At 40.9% G+C, this 19540-nt stretch carries 21 protein-coding genes; 14 read left to right on the top strand and 7 right to left on the bottom strand.

The features are described 5' to 3' along the window. Nucleotides 1-151 precede the first annotated feature (151 nt). The 4 genes from A6J31_RS10420 to groL all read left to right on the top strand — a co-directional run bounded on the left by A6J31_RS10420 (nucleotide 152) and on the right by groL (nucleotide 5014). Entirely contained in the window at nucleotides 152-2092 is a 1941-nt protein-coding gene (locus A6J31_RS10420) for an ABC transporter substrate binding protein (protein ID WP_002883690.1), read from the top strand. Next, complete coding sequence (locus A6J31_RS10425) at nucleotides 2092-2895, top strand: ABC transporter ATP-binding protein (protein WP_002883592.1); 804 nt, start codon at nucleotides 2092-2094, stop codon at nucleotides 2893-2895. The genes A6J31_RS10420 and A6J31_RS10425 overlap by 1 nt, the downstream gene beginning before the upstream one ends. A gap of 167 nt (nucleotides 2896-3062) precedes the next feature. Further along, nucleotides 3063-3350 carry a co-chaperone GroES gene (gene groES, locus A6J31_RS10430; RefSeq protein ID WP_002883604.1) on the top strand — a complete coding sequence of 96 codons (288 nt, stop codon included), beginning with the start codon at nucleotides 3063-3065 and terminating at the stop codon, nucleotides 3348-3350. 44 nt (nucleotides 3351-3394) lie between these two features. After that, nucleotides 3395-5014, top strand: a complete 1620-nt coding sequence (gene groL, locus A6J31_RS10435; protein ID WP_038675221.1) for a chaperonin GroEL — start codon at nucleotides 3395-3397, stop codon at nucleotides 5012-5014. Between the two features lie 83 nt (nucleotides 5015-5097). On the opposite strand, the gene A6J31_RS10440 is transcribed toward groL, so the two are convergent. The 4 genes from A6J31_RS10440 to A6J31_RS10455 form a co-directional block, all read right to left on the bottom strand. Next, nucleotides 5098-5943 (bottom strand): superinfection immunity protein, encoded by an 846-nt coding sequence (locus A6J31_RS10440; protein ID WP_080611138.1) that lies wholly within the window; start codon nucleotides 5941-5943, stop codon nucleotides 5098-5100. 101 nt (nucleotides 5944-6044) lie between these two features. Next, nucleotides 6045-6350 (bottom strand): DUF2752 domain-containing protein, encoded by a 306-nt coding sequence (locus A6J31_RS10445; RefSeq protein WP_022496566.1) that lies wholly within the window; start codon nucleotides 6348-6350, stop codon nucleotides 6045-6047. Beyond that, nucleotides 6350-6682, bottom strand: coding sequence for a TM2 domain-containing protein (locus A6J31_RS10450; protein ID WP_080611142.1), 333 nt, complete (start codon nucleotides 6680-6682; stop codon nucleotides 6350-6352). Before A6J31_RS10450 ends, A6J31_RS10445 begins: the two co-directional genes overlap by 1 nt. 182 nt (nucleotides 6683-6864) lie before the next feature. After that, nucleotides 6865-7734: an RluA family pseudouridine synthase gene (locus A6J31_RS10455; protein ID WP_080611144.1), complete on the bottom strand. Its 870-nt coding sequence runs from the start codon at nucleotides 7732-7734 to the stop codon at nucleotides 6865-6867. A gap of 65 nt (nucleotides 7735-7799) precedes the next feature. Here A6J31_RS10455 and pbp2a point away from each other — a divergent pair, with 65 nt between their 5' ends. The 5 genes from pbp2a (at nucleotide 7800) to A6J31_RS10480 (ending at nucleotide 11872) form a co-directional block, all read left to right on the top strand. Beyond that, nucleotides 7800-10127, top strand: a complete 2328-nt coding sequence (pbp2a, locus tag A6J31_RS10460) for a penicillin-binding protein PBP2A (RefSeq protein WP_080611146.1) — start codon at nucleotides 7800-7802, stop codon at nucleotides 10125-10127. Between the two features lie 48 nt (nucleotides 10128-10175). Then, nucleotides 10176-10328, top strand: coding sequence for a 50S ribosomal protein L33 (gene rpmG, locus A6J31_RS10465; RefSeq protein WP_080611148.1), 153 nt, complete (start codon nucleotides 10176-10178; stop codon nucleotides 10326-10328). Nucleotides 10329-10336: 8 nt separating this feature from the next. Further along, the gene (gene secE, locus A6J31_RS10470) at nucleotides 10337-10513 is read left to right on the top strand and encodes a preprotein translocase subunit SecE (protein WP_002883656.1); all 177 of its coding nucleotides are present in this window, start codon (nucleotides 10337-10339) and stop codon (nucleotides 10511-10513) included. 200 nt (nucleotides 10514-10713) lie between these two features. Beyond that, on the top strand, nucleotides 10714-11253 hold the full coding sequence (gene nusG / locus A6J31_RS10475; RefSeq protein WP_002883644.1) for a transcription termination/antitermination protein NusG: 540 nt from the start codon (nucleotides 10714-10716) through the stop codon (nucleotides 11251-11253). A gap of 130 nt (nucleotides 11254-11383) precedes the next feature. Then, on the top strand, nucleotides 11384-11872 hold the full coding sequence (locus A6J31_RS10480) for a phosphatase PAP2 family protein (protein WP_080611150.1): 489 nt from the start codon (nucleotides 11384-11386) through the stop codon (nucleotides 11870-11872). 131 nt (nucleotides 11873-12003) lie between these two features. Here the strand turns inward: A6J31_RS10480 and A6J31_RS10485 are convergent, their stop codons facing one another. After that, nucleotides 12004-12813: a Cof-type HAD-IIB family hydrolase gene (locus A6J31_RS10485; RefSeq protein WP_080611151.1), complete on the bottom strand. Its 810-nt coding sequence runs from the start codon at nucleotides 12811-12813 to the stop codon at nucleotides 12004-12006. After that, complete coding sequence (locus A6J31_RS10490) at nucleotides 12806-13573, bottom strand: DeoR/GlpR family DNA-binding transcription regulator (protein WP_080611153.1); 768 nt, start codon at nucleotides 13571-13573, stop codon at nucleotides 12806-12808. The genes A6J31_RS10485 and A6J31_RS10490 overlap by 8 nt, the downstream gene beginning before the upstream one ends. Nucleotides 13574-13766: 193 nt before the next feature. Here A6J31_RS10490 and leuS point away from each other — a divergent pair, with 193 nt between their 5' ends. From leuS to A6J31_RS10515, 4 genes are all read left to right on the top strand, one after another. Further along, the gene (gene leuS / locus A6J31_RS10495) at nucleotides 13767-16268 is read left to right on the top strand and encodes a leucine--tRNA ligase (protein ID WP_049553851.1); all 2502 of its coding nucleotides are present in this window, start codon (nucleotides 13767-13769) and stop codon (nucleotides 16266-16268) included. Between the two features lie 98 nt (nucleotides 16269-16366). After that, nucleotides 16367-16822 (top strand): MarR family winged helix-turn-helix transcriptional regulator, encoded by a 456-nt coding sequence (locus tag A6J31_RS10500; RefSeq protein WP_080611250.1) that lies wholly within the window; start codon nucleotides 16367-16369, stop codon nucleotides 16820-16822. A 57-nt stretch (nucleotides 16823-16879) separates the two neighbouring features. Further along, on the top strand, nucleotides 16880-18112 hold the full coding sequence (locus A6J31_RS11580) for an acyl-CoA thioesterase/BAAT N-terminal domain-containing protein (RefSeq protein WP_192573927.1): 1233 nt from the start codon (nucleotides 16880-16882) through the stop codon (nucleotides 18110-18112). Nucleotides 18113-18253: 141 nt separating this feature from the next. After that, a complete protein-coding gene (locus tag A6J31_RS10515; RefSeq protein ID WP_049554241.1) occupies nucleotides 18254-18667 on the top strand; it encodes a YjdF family protein in 414 nt (137 codons plus the stop codon). A 93-nt stretch (nucleotides 18668-18760) separates the two neighbouring features. On the opposite strand, the gene A6J31_RS10520 is transcribed toward A6J31_RS10515, so the two are convergent. After that, nucleotides 18761-19066, bottom strand: coding sequence for a YciI family protein (locus A6J31_RS10520; RefSeq protein WP_080611155.1), 306 nt, complete (start codon nucleotides 19064-19066; stop codon nucleotides 18761-18763). An 87-nt stretch (nucleotides 19067-19153) separates the two neighbouring features. Here A6J31_RS10520 and A6J31_RS10525 point away from each other — a divergent pair, with 87 nt between their 5' ends. Continuing rightward, entirely contained in the window at nucleotides 19154-19471 is a 318-nt protein-coding gene (locus A6J31_RS10525) for a winged helix-turn-helix transcriptional regulator (protein ID WP_060972206.1), read from the top strand. Nucleotides 19472-19540: the final 69 nt, after the last annotated feature.

A 19540-nucleotide genomic window follows, 5' to 3' on the forward strand; every position in this document is an offset into this window, starting at 1 on the left:
GCTAGTCAAGATGCATAAAACCAGTTGGGCCTGTCCTAACTGGTTTTTTTCATACCGTGGTCTATTTTTAATTTTCATTTGACTCTATCGTCTCGGAAAAAAGATGAAAGAAAATTGGAAATAGATAGAATAAAAAATAGAGGTATACAAGATGAAGAAATTCTTGGTCAGTATGATGGCTGTTATTACAGCTGTCCTCTTGGTAGCATGTTCCAATGCTTCTAATAAAGATTTGGTTCACGTCGGTGTGCTCCAATATGTGGAACATCCTTCCTTGTCAGCGACACGTAAAGGGTTCATTGAAGAACTCAAAGAGGAAGGTTACGTCGACGGTAAGAACATCAAAATCGATTATCAGAATGCACAAGGAGATCAGTCTAACTTGCAGACGATTTCTCAGTCGCTTATTGAAGATAATGATGTCATGTTAGCTATCGCAACCCCAGCAGCCCAGTCTTTGAGTAGTTTGACAAAGGACAAGCCAATTCTCTTTACAGCTGTTACAGATCCAGTTTCAGCTAAATTGGTTAAGTCTATGGACAATGTTGGAGGAAATGTGACAGGGACAAGCGACATGTCACCAATCAACAAACAAGTCGAGTTGTTGAAAAAGGTCCTTCCAAATACTAAAAAAGTTGGGATTATGTACACGACCAGTGAGCGTAACTCAGAAGTTCAGGTTGAAGAAGCCAAGAAATACTTCAAGGAAGCTGGTATTGAAACGGTTATCAAAGGAATTTCATCAACCAATGATATCCAAGACACAGCCAAGAGCTTGATGAGTCAAACCGAAGTGATTTTCATCCCAACTGATAATACTATTGTTAGTGCTATTAATACCTTGGTAGATCTTTCTAAAGAGACTAAGGTTCCAGTTGTTGGTAGTGACGCTGGTAGTGTAGAAAAAGGTGTCCTATTCACTTATGGAACCAACTATGAAGCGCTTGGCCGTCAAACAGGTAAGTTGGCAGGCCGTGTTCTCCGAGGTGAGAAGGTCAAGGATGTCGATGCAGAGTATCCTAAAACCCTAAATGTTGTGGTTAACCATGACATGGCTAAAGAACTTGGTATTGATGTTTCTAGCATTAGTGACGAGGAATCTAAAGCATCAACACAAGATGACAAACCAATTGCTAAAAAAGATAAGGGTGTTATTAAGCTTAAGGTCAATAAGTCTTCTAAAAAAGGATTTTCAAATGTGGTACTAACAGCCATTTCTCAGGGACTCCTCTGGGCTATTATGGCTATCGGGGTCTTCATTACCTTCCGTATTTTGGACCTTGCTGATTTGACAGCTGAGGGGGCCTTCCCACTTGGTGCTGCTACGACAACTATCATGATTATCCGTGGGATCAATCCAATCTTTGCGACTCTAGGTGGTTTTGTAGCTGGTATGCTTGCTGGAGCTGTGTCTGGCTTTATGCATACGAAAATGAAGATACCAGCACTCTTAACAGGGATTATTACCTTAACAGGGCTCTATTCAGTTAACCTTTTGGTTCTTGGAAGTGCCAATGTCTCTCTTTCAGGACATAATACGCTTGTGACTATGGTGATGGATCTTGGTCTATCTAAGCTGAATGGTGTGATTCTATTAGGACTGATTTTTGTTAGTCTGGTAGTACTTATGTTGGTTGTTCTCCTTAATACACAGGTTGGACTTGCTCTTCGTGCAACAGGTGATAACCTTGCCATGGGTGAAGCCAATGGTATCAAGGTTGACCGTATGAAGATTCTTGGCTACATGATTTCCAATGGTTTGATTGCCCTATCAGGTGCCCTCCTAGCTCAAAACAATGGCTATGCGGATATGAATATGGGTACTGGTACAATCGTAAATGGCTTGGCTGCAATCATCTTAGCTGAGGTTATCGTCAAGTATCTACCACTTGGCAAACGCCTCTGGTCAATTGTCGTAGGAGCTGTTCTCTACCGTTTGGTCTTGGTTATTATCCTTGCCATGAACGTTGATGCTCAGATGTTGAAATTGGCTTCAGCCATCTTGCTTGCTATCATCCTTTATGTGCCAGAAGTACGACAAAAATTGAAAATCAGACCTAACAAATCCTTGACTCCAGGAGGTGACAAGTAATGGCTTTACTTAGTTTACAACAGATTCATAAAACCTTTGAAAAAGGCACAGTCAATGAAAATCACGTCCTTCGTGGTTTGGATCTCGACATTGAGCAGGGAGATTTTATCTCTGTCATTGGGGGAAATGGTGCTGGTAAATCAACTTTGATGAATTCAATTGCAGGTGTTCTTAGCATTGATGAGGGGGATATCTTGTTGGAGGGGCAATCTATTAAGAAAGCATCTGTAGATGAGCGCTCTAAAGACATTAGCCGTGTTTTCCAAGATCCTCGAATGGGGACAGCGACAAACCTTTCTATCGAAGAAAATATGGCGATTGCCTATCGTCGCGGTAAGAAACGTAGCTTCTTTAAAAAGTCTATCACTGAAAGCGAGCGTCAAGTCTTCAAGGAAGCCTTGGTAGATCTAGGTCTTGGACTTGAGAATCGTATGAAGACCGATGCTAATTTCTTGTCAGGTGGACAACGTCAGGCCTTGACACTTGCTATGGCAACCTTGGTGCGTCCAAAAATCTTGCTTTTGGATGAACATACGGCAGCCCTAGATCCTAAGACAAGTGACATGGTCATGAATTTGACACGTAAGATTGTTGAAGAACAAGAATTGACAACCCTTATGATTACCCATAATATGGAACATGCTATCGAATATGGGAACCGTCTGGTCATGCTCTATCACGGAAAAATCGTCGTCGATGTGCGAGGTGAGGAAAAGAAAAACCTCACTGTTGCAGAACTTATGGACCTCTTCCACAAAAATAGTGGACAAGTCCTCAATGACGATGCCTTGGTGCTCGGTTAACAAACAAAAAAAGAAACTATCCAAAGTTCAGATTTTGGGTAGTTTTTTCTTGACTATTTTTGACCAAGTGCTAAAATAAATATATGGATTAGCACTCGTGGTTTATGAGTGCTAAAAATGACGTTTCACACGTTACTAATAATAAATAACATTTGGAGGTAATTGGTATGGCATTGAAACCATTGGGTGATCGTATCGTTGTCCGTTTTGAAGAAACAGAAGAAAAAACAGCTAGTGGCTTTGTATTGGCAGGAGCTAGTCATGAAGCTACAAAGACTGCTGAGGTTTTGGCAGTAGGTGAAGGAATCCGTACTCTTACTGGTGAATTGATTGCACCTAGTGTTGCAGCAGGCGATAAAGTTCTTGTTGAAAATGGTGCAGGTGTCAATGTTAAAGACGGAGATGATTCCGTTTCAATTATCCGTGAAGCAGATATTTTAGCAGTCCTAGCTTAGGTCTATGCTAATCAGATATAAAGTAAGATAAAGAAGGAGTAACTATGGCAAAAGATATTAAATTTTCATCAGATGCACGCGCAGCAATGGTCCGTGGAGTTGATACTTTGGCTGATACAGTTAAGGTAACGCTTGGTCCTAAAGGTCGTAACGTGGTTTTGGAAAAAGCTTTTGGCTCACCTCTTATCACTAATGATGGTGTGACAATTGCTAAAGAAATTGAACTCGAAGATCACTTTGAAAATATGGGTGCTAAGCTCGTCAGCGAAGTGGCTTCAAAAACGAATGATATTGCCGGTGACGGAACAACGACAGCTACTGTTTTGACACAGGCTATCGTCCGTGAAGGTCTTAAAAATGTAACGGCTGGTGCTAATCCAATCGGTATCCGTCGTGGGATTGAAGCAGCTGTAGCTACAGCTGTGGAAGAGCTTAAAGCCATTGCTCAACCAGTTGCTAATAAGGAAGCTATTGCCCAAGTCGCAGCGGTTTCATCACGTTCTGAAAAAGTTGGTGAATACATTTCAGAAGCTATGGAACGCGTTGGTAATGACGGTGTTATCACTATTGAAGAGTCTCGTGGTATGGAGACTGAACTCGAAGTGGTTGAAGGTATGCAGTTTGACCGTGGTTATCTTTCTCAGTACATGGTTACTGATAATGAAAAAATGGTCGCTGACCTTGAAAATCCATTTATCCTTGTGACTGACAAGAAAATTTCAAATATTCAGGATGTCCTTCCACTCTTGGAAGAAGTGCTTAAGACAAGCCGTCCACTCTTGATCATTGCTGATGATGTGGATGGTGAAGCTCTTCCTACACTTGTTCTTAACAAGATTCGTGGAACTTTCAATGTCGTTGCTGTTAAGGCACCTGGCTTTGGTGACCGTCGTAAAGCGATGTTGGAAGACATTGCCGTATTGACAGGAGCAACTGTCATTACTGAAGATCTTGGTCTTGAACTTAAGGATGCAACTATGGCAGCACTTGGTCAAGCTTCGAAAGTAACTGTGGATAAAGATAGCACAGTTATCGTTGAAGGTGCAGGAAGCACAGAAGCGATTGCTAACCGTGTTAACCTCATCAAGTCTCAATTGGAAACAACAACATCTGAATTTGACCGTGAAAAACTTCAAGAACGTTTGGCTAAATTGTCAGGTGGGGTTGCAGTTGTTAAGGTTGGTGCGGCCACTGAAACAGCCCTTAAAGAAATGAAACTTCGTATCGAAGATGCCCTTAACGCTACTCGTGCCGCTGTTGAAGAAGGTATCGTAGCAGGTGGTGGTACAGCCCTTGTTAACGTCATTGCTAAGGTTGCTGAACTTGATCTTGAAGGTGACGACGCTACAGGACGTAACATTGTCCTCCGTGCCTTGGAAGAACCAGTTCGTCAAATTGCTTATAACGCTGGTTATGAAGGTTCAGTTATCATCGATAAATTGAAGAACAGCCCAGTTGGTACAGGCTTTAACGCTGCTAACGGTGAATGGGTAGATATGGTCGAAGCAGGAATCATTGATCCAGTTAAGGTCACACGTTCTGCTCTCCAAAATGCCGCTTCTGTAGCTAGTCTTATCTTGACAACTGAAGCAGTCGTTGCCAACAAACCTGAACCAGAAGCTCCAGCAGCACCAGCTATGGATCCAGGAATGATGGGCTACTAAGAGTTTAAAAAGCAAAAGAAAAAACCTAGGAAAAGTTGAGAAACTTTTTCTGGGTTTTCTTTTTTTCATTTATTTGTTGTTAATTACTGAAAAGGGTTAAATGTATCAGAACTTCCTTGTTGACCTGCCATTTGCATCATCATTTGTTGCTGTCTAATGCGTTCTGCTTCCTTATTCGTATTGATAGAAACAGCAAGAAGGATGATCCAACCGATGAATGTCCAGCCTAGAAGAAAGGATAGGATAAAGATTGGCCATTTTTTATCTGTTTTATTTAGAAGAGCTGGTAATATAAGAAGTACAACCAAGGGGAAATTAATGATGACGGAGAGAAGAGCCGTGATCAATCCGGCACTAAGATCATCACTGGCAATTCCTAAGAGTATCATTCCAAGAGCCCAGAGGATAGCTGGGATGGAAGCGACGGCTAACATGATGAGGTTTGTTTGGGTTTTCTTGTCTTGTTTCTTCCAAGTTTCATTTAGATTTTTGCTTGCTTGTTGGAAAGTTTCACCAGTTTGATTCGCAAATTGGTTAACAGTCTGACTGGCAGTTTCTACAACAGGTTTAACTTGTTCCTGGAAGGTCTTTGATTGATTTTCTTGAGCTAGGTTAGTTGCTTGGAAAGTCTCTTCTTCATCTACCATAGAGTTAGTGAGTGGCTCTTCAGCAACATCATAGCTGTCAACATCTTTTTCGGCAGTTTCTACAACCTCTGTTGATGGTACAGGTTTTGTAGGCTCAACGACTTCTGAGCCGTTCGTTGTTTCTACAGTCTCTTTTTGTGAGACAGTTTCTGTTACTTCTACAGTCTGTTTGGGAGTTTCTCGGACAAACTCGCCTTTCTGAGCTGCTTCAGCCATTTCTTGAATACTTGGATTACGACCATTAACTGCTTGGAAAAAATCGATCCAATCTTGTTGCTTCATGTGTATAACCTCCAGATATCTTGATTATAAAAATTTCAATAATTACAATTATAGCAATAGTGTAAGGGGACTGCAATGGGAGTGGGATAGTAGTCTTTACTTTATTTCCTTATAATCTTCTTATCACTAAAGATGGGGAAGAGAAAGAAATAGGTTAGGATATAGACCACTAGAGGATATATCAGTGGATTATAGTCCCAGGCTCCCTGCCAATCTAAGTGTAAGAGTCTGATACTAGCGCGTGTTAGGCCTGCACTCCAACCTTTAAGGCCAAATGGTCTTAGGATTAAACTGAGTGGTGTTGGAAGATGTAAAAGGTAGACTCCATAAACTGCCACTGAAACTAAGAGATATAATCTAAAAAAACGCTGGTGGTAGGCCCACAAGCGTGTAAAATAGTTTTTCATTAGCCAATAACTGCAAAGAGTTTTTGAGCGTTTGATTGGCGAGTAGCATCCATGATAAGGAACCAGTCAACGATTGTCCAGATACCACAGCCACCGCATGTCAATAGTTTACCAACACCTAAGCCAACGTGTCCTAAGATAAAACGGTCAATTCCAAGAGAACCACCGAAAAGTGAGATAACCAACATCATGGTTGGGTCTTGAAAACTAAGTGTATAGAGTAATTGGACTTGTGCCTCTGGAAGAGCTTCAATACGTTGGCGAATATATTGGATTTGTTCTGCTGGAAAATACTTGGCATTGATAGCTAACCATTGATCTGCTGGATTCATAATTAAATACTCCTCTAATTTATATGATATGTAAAGCTTAACATAATGTCCAGGGAGATTCAAGGTGGTCAAGTCTTTTGAAGTCAATAAAAGCAACTTATTTGCAAGCTTCCACTGTGTCATAACTAGAGGATCATTAGGATAATCCTTCCGCACTATGCTTGAGAATGAGCCTACTTCTATTATTTGTGATTTCTTAACCCTTGTTCAAAACTGTCTGAGCTCGCCTTAACAGTGATTTTGTCGAGTGTTAAGGGATGGGTGAAACTAAGGGTGTGAGCGTGGAGCATGAGTCGAGATGCGGGGCGGTGGCTATAAAGAGGGTCCCCCAGAATGGCATGCCCATGGTGGGCCAGATGCACACGAATTTGGTGGGTTCGGCCGGTTTTTAGTTGACAGTTGACCAGACTAGCTCCTTTGAAGGCTTTGAGGCGCGTGATGGTTGTATAGGCAACCTGCCCTTTTCTAGGATCAACCACTCGTTTTCTACGGTCATGGCGGTCGCGTCCAATCTTGTCTTTGTACACAGTCTCCTTGGTCTGAAATTTACCTTCAGCCAAAGCCCAGTATTGACGCTGAATCTTCTTATCTTCCAAGAGTCTATTGAGAATTGGCAGGATAAACGGATTTTTTGCGAAGAGTACAGCCCCACTAGTTTCCATGTCTAGTCGATGAACGACGTAACAGGTTTGCCCACAATAGGCCGAAACATGGTTAAGTAGAGCAATTTCTGTGGGTTCATTACCATGCGTCTTCATTTCTTCAGGCTTATTGACCACGATGAGATGCTGATCCTCATAAAGAGGCTCTACCAGACTGGCATTTCCCATAGGGATAATTTTTTCAGGGTAGTCCTCTGTATCAAAGGTCAGGCTAATCTTATCACCTTTTTCAACAGGACTCTGCCAATTAATAGTCTTTCCATTGATGAGGACGTGCTTTTTCGTACGTAGGAAATGACGAATCTTACGAGGAATGAGGAGCTTAGTTTCGAGCAAGTCTTTGACAGTTGTTGCAGGATAGGGATTGATAATTTCTACGTGTAAAGTCATGGTTTCATTATATCATGAACGTTTAAAAGAGGACAGAATCTGTAAAAACTTGGTATAATAGGGTTATGACATTTTTTGATAATCTAAAAAACAAACTTTTTAAAGAAGAAAATAGCGGAAAGGGCAAGGATTCCCAGCCTGCTGAAAAATCGAAGAATTTACAAAATAAGATAAAGGGACTCTTTGCTAAGAAACCTGATGAGGTTGAACAAGCTGTTGAAGACCTAGATATGTCTCAGGAAAGTCAAGAGACGTCACGTTATCAACGTTCTAAGCAAAAGAAACCTATTGATACCACCAAACCTTTAGGTAAGTTTCAGGCGTTCTTGAGCAAGTTTACACTTTCACCAAGAAATCCTATTCGTCGTTTCTGGCGTCGTTATCATATTGGTAAAATTCTCTTTATCATGGTAGCAGTGCTGGTTCTGACAGTAGGTTCCTACCTTTTCTATATTGCCAAGACGACCAATGTTTCAGATCTTCAAGATGCCTTGAAAGCTACGACGGTTATCTATGACAAAGAAGGTAATCAAGCTGGTTCTTTGTCAGGGCAAAAAGGGACTTATGTGGAGCTAGATGCCATTAGTGATAGCCTAGAGAATGCTGTTATAGCAACTGAGGACCGTACCTTCTATGAAAATAGCGGTGTTAACGTCAAGCGATTCCTCTTGGCCATTGTATCTATGGGACGCTTTGGTGGTGGTTCGACCATTACCCAACAGTTGGCTAAAAATGCCTTCTTGACACAAGAACAGACAGTCACTCGTAAGGCCAAGGAATTCTTCCTCTCTTTGGAATTAACCAAGAAATACAGCAAGCAAGAAATCCTTACCATGTACCTCAATAATGCCTACTTCGGAAATGGGGTTTGGGGTGTTGAAGATGCTAGCCAAAAATACTTCGGGACAAGTGCTGCCAATCTAACCGTTGATGAAGCAGCGACCCTCGCTGGTATGCTTAAGGGACCTGAAATTTATAACCCAATCGATAATATCCAAAATGCGACCAACCGTCGAAACACTGTCCTCGCCAATATGGTTGATGACAAGAAGTTGAGTCAGGCAGATGCCGACAGTGCGGCTGGAGTTGATATGGCTAGTCGTCTGGATGATACCTATCAAGGGACTGGCGATGACTACAAGTATCCGTCTTACTTTGATGCCGTCATTGAAGAAGCTACGAAAACTTATGGCTTGAGTGAGGATGAAATCGTTAAAAATGGTTACAAGATCTACACAGAGATGGATGCCAACTCACAAGCTAACATGCAGCAAACCTACGAAAATACCTATCTCTTCCCTACATCAGAAAGTGATGGTAGTACAGCTCAGTCAGCTAGTGTGGCACTTGATCCAACAACTGGAGCTGTCCGTGGTCTGGTAGGTCGTGTAGGTGGTACCAGTGATACAACCTTCCGTAACTTTAACTATGCAACCCAAGGGAAGCGTAGTCCTGGTTCAACTATCAAACCTTTAGTGGTCTATGCCCCAGCTCTGGCTTCAGGATGGAGCATCAATAAGGACCTTCCGAATAAACCAATCGACTATAATGGCTATACCCCAACCAACTACGGTGGTGTTGAGACAGAGGATGTGCCCATGTATCAAGCTTTGGCCAACTCCTACAATATCCCAGCAGTTTACCTCTTTAACCAAATCGGTATTCAAAAAGGGATCAGTTACGGTCAAAAATTCGGTCTTAACTTTGACAATGTTCCAGAAGAACTGGGAATTTCACTTGGTGGTGGTGTGACAGCCAGTCCTCTTCAAATGGCTCAGGCTTATGCGACCTTTGCTAATGGTGGTGAGATGAACACAGCTTATTTCATTACTAAAATTGAAAATGCCAGTGGTGACATTATTGCTACCCATAGTAAGAAGTCTAAACGTGTTATCAGCCAGTCAGTAGCTAACCAGATGACCAGCATGATGCTTGGTACCTTCTCAAATGGTTCTGCTGTGAATGCTAACTACACAGGTTACACGATGGCAGGTAAGACAGGTACTGTGCAGGCTGAATTTAACAAGGATTTGACTAGTGACCAGTGGGTGATTGGTTATACTCCTGATGTGGTTATGACGACCTGGATCGGCTTTGATAAGACTGACGAGAGTCACTACCTAACAGGAGCTAGCTCGGGAACAGCTTCGACAATCTTCAGCTATATCGCTGCGGATGTTTTGCCAAATACACCAGGGACTGAGTTTACCGTTGAAAATGCCTATGCAGCTGACGGTCAAACACTAGACTATACGGCAGATCCAAATGACTCGCGCAATAGCAGTAACAAGTCATGGACAGACAAGGCGTCAGACGTTGTGAATGACGTTAAAGATCAGGCAAGCAGCCTTTGGGATAAGATTACAGACTCCTTCTCAGGTCTATTCAGATAGCTTGTCAATTGCATTTAAAAGTGGTAAGATAAAAGGAACGGAGGCGTTATGGCACAGAAAAAAGCAAACCTAGCGTGTGCTGAATGTGGGAGCCGAAACTACTCAATTAATGTGAGTAGCACTCCCAAACCAACACGACTAGAAGTTAACAAATTTTGTAAACATTGTAAAAAATACACCTTGCATAAGGAAACAAGATAGGAGACACCGTGAGACAAACTGGAAGTATTTTCAAAGTCTTGAAAGACACGACTTGGCCAGACCGTAAACAACGCTGGCACGATTTTATTTCAGTTCTTGAGTATACTGCGTTCTTCACTGTCATCATCTATGCGTTTGATGAATTGTTGAGTCGCGCTATGTCAGCACTGATTAACTTTTTCTAAAGAAAACACAAAAAGAGTGGGAATGCCTGCTCTTTTTTGTTATAATAAATGCAGATAAAAGCGAGAAGAAGGGCCACCAGGCTTTTTTATTACGCTTTGAATTAAACCTTAGACATTCATTTACATTTAACACTTGCATCTAGAAGATAGCTAGCCGAAGGTGTTTAAATGTCATTTAGAAAAAAGAAAGGAATCCTAAAATGCTAGATTCATTCGACAAGGGCTGGTTCGTCCTTCAAACCTATTCAGGATACGAAAACAAAGTTAAAGAAAACCTTTTGCAACGTGCCCAAACTTATAACATGCTTGAAAATATCTTGCGTGTTGAAATTCCAACTCAAACTGTTAATGTTGAGAAAAACGGTAAAGTTAAAGAAGTGGAAGAAAACCGCTTCCCTGGTTACGTTCTTGTTGAGATGGTGATGACAGACGAAGCATGGTTCGTTGTTCGTAATACTCCGAACGTTACTGGTTTCGTTGGTTCTCACGGTAACCGTTCTAAACCAACACCACTTTTGGAAGAAGAAATCCGTCAAATCTTGATTTCAATGGGTCAAACCGTTGATGTCTTTGATACTAATATCAAGGTTGGTGACGTGGTTCAAATCATCGATGGTGCCTTTATGGGTCAAGAAGGCCGTGTTGTAGAAATTGAAAACAACAAGGTTAAAATCATGATTAATATGTTTGGTTCAGAAACCGCTGCTGAACTTGAACTTTACCAAATCGCTGAACTTTAAGATAGACAAAAAGAGGTTGGACTAAGAGACTTCAACCTTGGAAGACTATCTCATTAAACTTGAGGGGAGAGGCTAGATGCTAGATTTTTGAAATTTAGTTCTGTGTCACTCCCTTTTTTTCTAACGGATGATGATGAATTACAAACGATTTTACGATAGGATTAGCGCTCCTTTGCGTTCTTACGCTAAGGTTTTAGAAGGGTTGAACAAGCTTATAACTAGGACTTTTTACCTGCTTTTTCCTATATTTCTTATTTGGGTTTGGCTAAGGAATGGTTGGTTTGTTCTCTCTACGACGGTGCTTATTATGGGGGGAGGCTTTTTCCTTCTTTCTCTTGGTCGTAGCCTCTACAATCGACCGCGTCCATACCAGACCTGGGCTATTCAACCCCTTATTAAGAAGGACAGTCTGGGTAAGTCCTTTCCCAGTCGGCATGTTTTCTCAGCGACTGTCATTGCTATGTTGGCACTGATGCTTAACCCCTGGCTAGGTGGGGCTATGCTTTTTCTGGCGGGGGCTCTAGCTTTTTTGCGCGTGCTAGGTGGTGTTCACTATCCTAGTGATGTTTTGGCAGGCTATGCCATTGGGATTCTTGTAGGTCTCCTTCTTTATCTTTAGAAAATTTGGGTCTTCTTCGAGAGAGGAAGGCTTTTTGCGTTGAAAAAGGAAAGGCACCTCTAGGGCACCTTTCCTTTTGTTCTAAAATTCGAGTTGGCAATTAAAGGCTGTTCCCACCATTAGATATTAGCTTAGTTTAGGACATGTTCTCTAATAGCTTGAGCGACTCCATGCTCATCATTTGAAGCCGTTACTAAGTTTGCAGTTTCCTTAACCCCTTCAGGTGCATTGCCCATAGCAATTCCTAGACCAGCCAGAGCTAGCATAGGACTATCGTTGAAGTTATCTCCGATAGTCATGACTTGTTCAAGAGGAAGGTCATAATATTTGGCAACTTCAAGGAGAGCGTGTTCTTTAGAAACATGTTTGGCAGTGACTTCTAAGTAGTTATCTTTGGATAAGTAGAAGGCTGTCTGTGGAAAATCCATGCTTAGGAGTTTTTGGTGGAGGTCCTGGATAACTTCAGGCTCATCAATCAACAATAGCTTGTGGATAGGTGGTTCTGAGTCTGAGACCGTGTCTTGTAGTTCCTTCATGATAGGAGATTCACCCGTGATACTTCCTTCCAACTGAGACCATTTGTCTAGTTCGTTGGTAATCCAGTCCTTGCCAGAGTAGATATTCACAGAGACACTTGGATAATCTGTGGATAAGTAGCTAAGAAGTTCTTGAATCTCAGATTTATCCACAGGGTGCTGTATGATAGTACGATCACCCTCAAGTACTAGGGCACCGTTGTAGCAGGCGATAGGATTGTCATGAAGTCCCAGTTTATGAGCAATTGGTTGCATCCCTAGTGGCGAACGGGCAGAAGCTAAAACAAAGGGAATATTTGCCTTTTCAAGCTCTGTCATTACCTCAATCAGTTGCTCATCCACCTGGTGGTTACTAGTGAGAATGGTGCCATCAATGTCACTGATAATCAAACGAATATTACTCATAGTCGCTATCCTTTCCATCGTATAAAATCGTTACTTTATCTTTAAGAGACTCGACCAAATCAGGATCTGGTTCCTTATCTGTAATCCAGTAGTCAAAGTCTTCAATCTTGCCCAAGATATATTTGGAGTGCTTTTCATATTTATCAGATTCAGCAATAAGTATCTTGGTTCGAGCAGCTTGCATGGCTAGTTGTTTGACAGCAACGTCCTCTTCATCTTCATAGCTGACCACTCCTTGACTGAGACTAGCCGCTCCGAAGAAGGCTAAGTCAAACTGTAGATGTTGCAAGAGCTGGGCTTCGTGAAGCGAATAGTAGAAGCGGTTTTTGCTGTAAAATCTTCCTCCCAAGAGATGAAAGTCGACGCCTTCTTTACCGCTTAGGACCAAGGCATTGTCCAAAGAGTGGGAGTAGACAGTGACCTTCTTAGTCAATTTTTGTGAGACTTCAAGCATCAAGGTAGAGACATCGAAGAAGAGTAGAGATTGGTCTTTGACCAAGCTAAGCGCTAGGTCTGCCATTTTTTTCTTGTCTTCAGTGAGTCCTTTCTGACGTTCCTGGAAGCCAAGAACAGTGGTATTTTTTACTGGGAGAATGCCACCATGGGTACGCTGAGCCAGATTCCTCTGGCTGAGGCAGTCGAAATCTCTTCTGACGGTATCTTTGGAAACACCTAATGCGTCAACCATTTCCTTGACAGATAGGTTTCCGCGCTCCTCCAAAAGTGTTAATATTTTCTCTAATCGTTGTTCCTGATACATGAGTCACCTACTTTCTGATACTAGTATAGCATCTTTTTGCTTTTTTGTTACATAAAAGCGCAAAAAAACTTAAAAAGAATGAAAAAAGTACAAAATAGATTAAGGTGAATTTGCCTTTTAAAGTTCCTTTATCATCTTTAAAAATCCTTCAAAAATGCTATAATAGAAGCATTACGAATATTGGAGAGAAACCATGAGTTTTTACAATCATAAAGAAATCGAGCCTAAGTGGCAAAAATACTGGGCTGACAATCACACTTTTAAGACAGGAACAGATGCCTCTAAACCTAAGTTTTATGCGCTTGACATGTTCCCTTACCCATCTGGAGCGGGTCTTCACGTAGGACACCCAGAAGGCTATACAGCGACTGATATTCTCAGCCGTTTCAAACGTGCGCAAGGCTACAATGTCCTTCACCCAATGGGATGGGATGCCTTTGGTTTGCCTGCAGAGCAATACGCTATGGATACAGGAAATGACCCAGCAGAATTCACAGCAGAAAACATTGCCAACTTCAAACGCCAAATCAATGCGCTTGGCTTCTCTTACGACTGGGACCGTGAAGTCAATACTACAGATCCGAACTACTACAAGTGGACACAATGGATCTTCACTAAGCTTTACGAAAAAGGCTTGGCTTATGAAGCTGAAGTACCAGTAAACTGGGTTGAAGAATTGGGAACAGCTATCGCCAACGAAGAAGTTCTTCCTGATGGAACGTCTGAGCGTGGAGGCTATCCAGTTGTCCGCAAACCAATGCGTCAATGGATGCTTAAAATCACTGCCTATGCTGAGCGTTTGCTCAATGACTTGGATGATCTTGATTGGCCAGAGTCTATCAAGGACATGCAACGCAACTGGATTGGTAAATCAACTGGTGCCAATGTCACTTTCAAAGTAAAAGGGACAGACAAGGAATTCACAGTCTTTACGACACGTCCAGATACTCTTTTTGGTGCGACCTTCACTGTTTTGGCTCCTGAGCATGACTTGGTAGATGCTATCACAACACCTGAACAAGCTGAGGCTGTAGCTGATTACAAACATCAAGCTAGCCTTAAATCAGACTTGGCCCGTACAGACCTTGCTAAGGAAAAAACAGGAGTTTGGACTGGTGCTTATGCCGTCAACCCTGTCAATGGTAAAGAAATCCCAATCTGGATTGCGGACTATGTTCTTGCCAGCTACGGAACAGGTGCTGTTATGGCCGTACCTGCCCACGATGAGCGTGACTGGGAATTTGCAAAACAGTTTGACCTTCCAATCGTAGAAGTCTTGGAAGGTGGAAACGTTGAAGAGGCTGCTTATACAGAAGATGGCCTTCACGTCAACTCTGACTTCTTGAACGGTCTCAACAAAGAAGAAGCGATTGCTAAAATCGTGGCTTGGTTGGAAGAAAAAGGCTTTGGTCAAGAAAAAATCACTTACCGTCTTCGTGACTGGCTCTTTAGCCGTCAACGTTACTGGGGTGAACCAATCCCAATTATTCATTGGGAAGATGGTACTTCAACAGCTGTTCCAGAAAGTGAACTCCCACTTGTCTTGCCAGTAACCAAGGACATTCGCCCTTCAGGTACTGGTGAAAGCCCATTGGCTAACTTGACAGACTGGCTTGAAGTGACTCGTGAGGATGGTGTCAAAGGTCGTCGTGAGACGAATACTATGCCACAATGGGCAGGCTCAAGCTGGTACTACCTCCGCTATATCGATCCACACAACACTGAGAAATTGGCTGATGAGGACCTTCTCAAACAATGGTTGCCAGTAGATATCTATGTGGGTGGTGCAGAACACGCCGTGCTCCACTTGCTTTACGCTCGTTTCTGGCATAAATTCCTCTATGACCTTGGTGTTGTACCGACTAAAGAGCCATTCCAAAAACTCTTTAACCAAGGAATGATCTTGGGAACAAGCTACCGTGATCACCGTGGAGCTCTTGTGGCAACTGACAAGGTTGAAAAACGTGATGGTTCATTCTTCCATGTGGAAACAGGAGAAGAATTGGAGCAAGCACCAGCCAAGATGTCTAAATCCCTCAAGAACGTTGTCAACCCAGACGATGTGGTGGAACAATACGGTGCTGACACCCTTCGTGTCTATGAAATGTTCATGGGACCACTCGATGCTTCAATCGCTTGGTCTGAAGAAGGATTGGAAGGAAGCCGTAAATTCCTTGACCGTGTTTACCGTTTGATTACAAGTAAAGAAATCGTTGCGGAAAACAATGGCGCTCTTGACAAGGTTTATAACGAAACTGTTAAATCTGTTACTGAGCAAATCGAGTCTATGAAATTCAACACAGCCATTGCTCAGCTCATGGTCTTTGTTAATGCTGCTAACAAGGAAGATAAACTCTATGTGGATTACGCCAAAGGATTTATCCAATTGATTGCTCCATTTGCGCCTCACTTGGCAGAAGAACTCTGGCAAACAGTCGCAGAAACAGGTGAGTCTATCTCTTATGTAGCTTGGCCAACATGGGATGAAAGCAAATTGGTTGAAGACGAAATCGAAATCGTCGTTCAAATCAAAGGTAAAGTCCGTGCCAAACTCATGGTTGCTAAAGACCTTTCACGTGAAGAGTTGCAAGAAGTAGCACTTGCTAACGAAAAAGTCAAAGCAGAGATTGATGGCAAGGAAATCGTTAAAGTGATTGCGGTACCTAATAAACTCGTTAATATCGTTGTGAAATAAAAATAAATCCTTCGGAGCTTAGCTCTGGAGGATTTTTTAGGTTCAGCTTGACAAGAAATAGTAGTTTTGTTAATGTTATTAACAAAAAGAGGGACACTATGAATAAGAAAGAACTGCATAAGTTTAATAATCGTTTTAACAGTTTTGTTTTAGCCTTTGAACAGTTGAAAAAGGATCAACATCGGAACAGTATTGATAAATCAATCACTATTAATGAAGTCCATTTGATTGATCTAATAGGCCGCAATCAGCCTGTGAATCTAGTGAAATTATCTGAGTTACTTGAAGTATCTAGGAGTGCCATTACTCAGAGTGTTAGACGTTTAATCAAGAAAGACCTCGTTTCTTTTGAATTTGCACCGGATAATGAAAAAAATAAATATCTGATATTATCCCAAAAAGGGGTTGACGTTTTTAACATTCATAAAGAGCAGCAAGAACATATTGAGACAGCCATTTTTTCAGTTTTAAAAAACTATAGTGATGAGGACCTTCAAATGGTTATGAAATTGATGGATGATGTTGAAAAGGTATGGCAAGAATTACCGTGGTAAAAATCACGGTAATTTTAAAGCTATATTGTTAATTACATTAACAAAAAAGAGGAAGATATGAATATACAAATTGAACTGATCTCAGAGTCTGATTTAGCAGACGAATCTTTTAATATTGTCATTGATGGCTTAAAACCAAGAGAAATCTATCGAGTCGAAATGTTTCTATCCGATTATTATTGTATCAATGCTCCCATGCTTTTAACTCATGATGTTTTATGGAAATCAACAGCGATTTTTGTATCAGATAAGAATGGTATTATTGATATTTCACAAACTCCATCTTGTTCTGGCTCTTATGAAGACATTGCAACAATGGGGTTATTCTTTAATGCCAAACCTTTGACCAATAGGAAAAAGAAACTTCCAAACTCTCTTTCTAAAATTCCCTTATTAGATCACTTTTTTGTGGAAATCAAAATTATACAAGGTAATACTGTCGTCGCAGAGAGAACTTTCACAAGACATTACATGAGTTCGCAAATTAGTCATCAAGATATTTACGGGAAACATTTTCAAGGGAGACTCTTTTATGATAAAAAGGCAATAAAAGCACCAGCATTGATTATTGTGAGCGGTAGTGAAGGAAGGATTGAAAAGGCACAGAATATAGCTCAGCTTCTATCTTCTAGAGGTTATATTTGCCTAGCAGTTGCCTACTTTGGTTTAGAGGGGTTGCCAAAACATTTGGAACGTATTCCTTTAGAGTGCCTTGTGGAAGCAAAGGATTATCTACGTCAGCATCCTCAAGTAGATAGTGAAAGAATTGGAATCTATGGACGGTCTAAGGGAGCAGAGTTAGTTTTAGCTGAGGAGAGCATTTTTAATGACGTTCAATGTTTGGTACTAAATTCACCCTCTGATGTGGTGTATGAAGGGATAAAAGGAAAATGGAACTCCCATACTTCTTCTTGGACGTATTTGCAAAAAGAACTTCCTTATCAAAAGTTTCGACTTAGAGATTATCTGTTCAGCAAACTTTTAAAAAAATCCTTCCCTAAAGATTGCTCTGCTAGGATAGATATTGGTCAAATGCACTCACCAATCTTATTGCTCGGAAGTACTGTTGATGAAATATGGGATGCCTCGTCAGCAATTGATGATATTGTTTCATATTATAAAGGACCCCACATTACATTTAAAAAATACCATGAAACAGGTCACATGTTGACAGTGGCTTATCAACCAAATCATCGCTATCGAAAAGATTGGCGTTTATTGATGAAAGAGAGTAAGGGTTCTTGGTTGGCTACAATTCATTTTTTTGATAGGCATTTGAAGAAGCAATAACATAAGATTATAAATATGCTATAATAGTCCCAACTAAGATAAAAACACAGTTCTGGTTGGTAGTCCAGACGTAGGCAATCCTATCAGTAACCTTCCTCCTTGGTTGTCCATTCTTAGGGATAGATATAAGGAGGTGCTGTCGTGGAAACAATTTCAATTGGATTGACAGTTTATTTTGAAGATGGATTTTGGCATGGTTTGTTCGAACAAGTGTATCGAGAATCTTATCAAGTTTGTCGTGTGACATTTGGTCAGGAGCCAAAAGATGATGAAATTCTAGAGATTTTACAGACTCAGTTTACCCAATTATCTTTTAGTCCAGAGACTGCAGCTAAGCAACATGTAAAAATTAAGAATCCTAAACGATTACAGCGAGCTGTGAAGAAACAAGTAAATCAGAAAGTTTCTTCCAAGTCGAAAGAACTATTGCAGTTGCAGTACGAGGAAAGGAAAAAGATTTCAAAACATCAATCTAGTGTCCAAAAGCAATTGCTCAAACAAGAGAAATTTGAACGCAAACAGCAAAAACGAAGAGAGAAGCATAAAGGACATTAATGTGTTTCTCTTTAAAGAAACAGCTCTTTTCTAAATAGAAAGGAGCTGTTTTACTAGTATTGAAGAATAGATTTTAACTGTTTCCAAATCTAGTTACTTATCGCCAAAAGGTTTACCGATGATAGTTTCAAATTCAGGACAATACTTACTTGCCTCAAATTCAATGACATCATATTGGGCAACCTCATTTTGATAGAATGGATCGTGTATAATGATTTCTTGAACAGCTTCTTTATTTTTAGCTCTCACGAGAATGATACCGCCGGTTCTTGGATTTTTCCTTCCAGATGCGATAAATAGACCTTTTGCATAATACTGATTCAAAAAATTTATGTGTTTTTCTAAGTATTTTTCAACTGCATCAAGGGGCTTAATATAGGTAAGATTTACAATAAACATAAGTGACTCCTTTAAAATGAATGATAAATAGATTATAATACTCTACAAACAAATTGAATAGTAGGCACATTTTTGTAAGGAGAAAAAATGTTAACAAATAAAAACTGGAATTGCAGTATGTCTCGGGTCTTAGATGTGGTTGGTGGGAAATGGAGAATGAATATATTATGGGTTATAAACAAGCATAAGAAAGTTCGTTTCAATCAATTGAGAAGAGAAGTTGAAGGGATTACAACTATCAGTTTGACACGTGGACTAGATGTTTTAATAGAGAACCAATTGGTTGAGAAATATGATTTTGAAACTATGCCACTTCATACAGAATATGGGCTGACAGAAAAAGGCAAGTCACTGATGCCGATTTTAAAGGACTTGAATCAATGGGGAAAAGAATGGCTGCAATAAATTTTCTCCTCATTTTAATCTCTTCCATCTCGCCACTCATCTCTTCATTTTGACCACTTATCCCCAAAA

Source organism: Streptococcus sp. FDAARGOS_192 (assembly GCF_002073815.2).
GTDB classification, from domain to species: Bacteria; Bacillota; Bacilli; order Lactobacillales; family Streptococcaceae; genus Streptococcus; species Streptococcus salivarius_H.

What these genes read in the sequence shown, in the direction of transcription:
- A6J31_RS10525 (WP_060972206.1), top strand. Translation starts at nt 19,154, where the DNA reads ATGTTAACAAATAAAAACTGGAATTGCAGTATGTCTCGGGTCTTAGAT.
- A6J31_RS10500 (WP_080611250.1), top strand. Translation starts at nt 16,367, where the DNA reads ATGAATAAGAAAGAACTGCATAAGTTTAATAATCGTTTTAACAGTTTT.
- leuS (WP_049553851.1), top strand. Translation starts at nt 13,767, where the DNA reads ATGAGTTTTTACAATCATAAAGAAATCGAGCCTAAGTGGCAAAAATAC.
- A6J31_RS10425 (WP_002883592.1), top strand. Translation starts at nt 2,092, where the DNA reads ATGGCTTTACTTAGTTTACAACAGATTCATAAAACCTTTGAAAAAGGC.
- A6J31_RS10440 (WP_080611138.1), bottom strand. Translation starts at nt 5,943, where the DNA reads ATGAAGCAACAAGATTGGATCGATTTTTTCCAAGCAGTTAATGGTCGT.
- A6J31_RS10485 (WP_080611151.1), bottom strand. Translation starts at nt 12,813, where the DNA reads ATGAGTAATATTCGTTTGATTATCAGTGACATTGATGGCACCATTCTC.
- A6J31_RS10420 (WP_002883690.1), top strand. Translation starts at nt 152, where the DNA reads ATGAAGAAATTCTTGGTCAGTATGATGGCTGTTATTACAGCTGTCCTC.
- pbp2a (WP_080611146.1), top strand. Translation starts at nt 7,800, where the DNA reads ATGACATTTTTTGATAATCTAAAAAACAAACTTTTTAAAGAAGAAAAT.
- A6J31_RS10455 (WP_080611144.1), bottom strand. Translation starts at nt 7,734, where the DNA reads ATGACTTTACACGTAGAAATTATCAATCCCTATCCTGCAACAACTGTC.
- A6J31_RS10450 (WP_080611142.1), bottom strand. Translation starts at nt 6,682, where the DNA reads ATGAATCCAGCAGATCAATGGTTAGCTATCAATGCCAAGTATTTTCCA.
- A6J31_RS10445 (WP_022496566.1), bottom strand. Translation starts at nt 6,350, where the DNA reads ATGAAAAACTATTTTACACGCTTGTGGGCCTACCACCAGCGTTTTTTT.
- A6J31_RS11580 (WP_192573927.1), top strand. Translation starts at nt 16,880, where the DNA reads ATGAATATACAAATTGAACTGATCTCAGAGTCTGATTTAGCAGACGAA.
- groL (WP_038675221.1), top strand. Translation starts at nt 3,395, where the DNA reads ATGGCAAAAGATATTAAATTTTCATCAGATGCACGCGCAGCAATGGTC.
- nusG (WP_002883644.1), top strand. Translation starts at nt 10,714, where the DNA reads ATGCTAGATTCATTCGACAAGGGCTGGTTCGTCCTTCAAACCTATTCA.
- A6J31_RS10520 (WP_080611155.1), bottom strand. Translation starts at nt 19,066, where the DNA reads ATGTTTATTGTAAATCTTACCTATATTAAGCCCCTTGATGCAGTTGAA.
- rpmG (WP_080611148.1), top strand. Translation starts at nt 10,176, where the DNA reads ATGGCACAGAAAAAAGCAAACCTAGCGTGTGCTGAATGTGGGAGCCGA.
- groES (WP_002883604.1), top strand. Translation starts at nt 3,063, where the DNA reads ATGGCATTGAAACCATTGGGTGATCGTATCGTTGTCCGTTTTGAAGAA.
- A6J31_RS10490 (WP_080611153.1), bottom strand. Translation starts at nt 13,573, where the DNA reads ATGTATCAGGAACAACGATTAGAGAAAATATTAACACTTTTGGAGGAG.
- A6J31_RS10480 (WP_080611150.1), top strand. Translation starts at nt 11,384, where the DNA reads ATGATGAATTACAAACGATTTTACGATAGGATTAGCGCTCCTTTGCGT.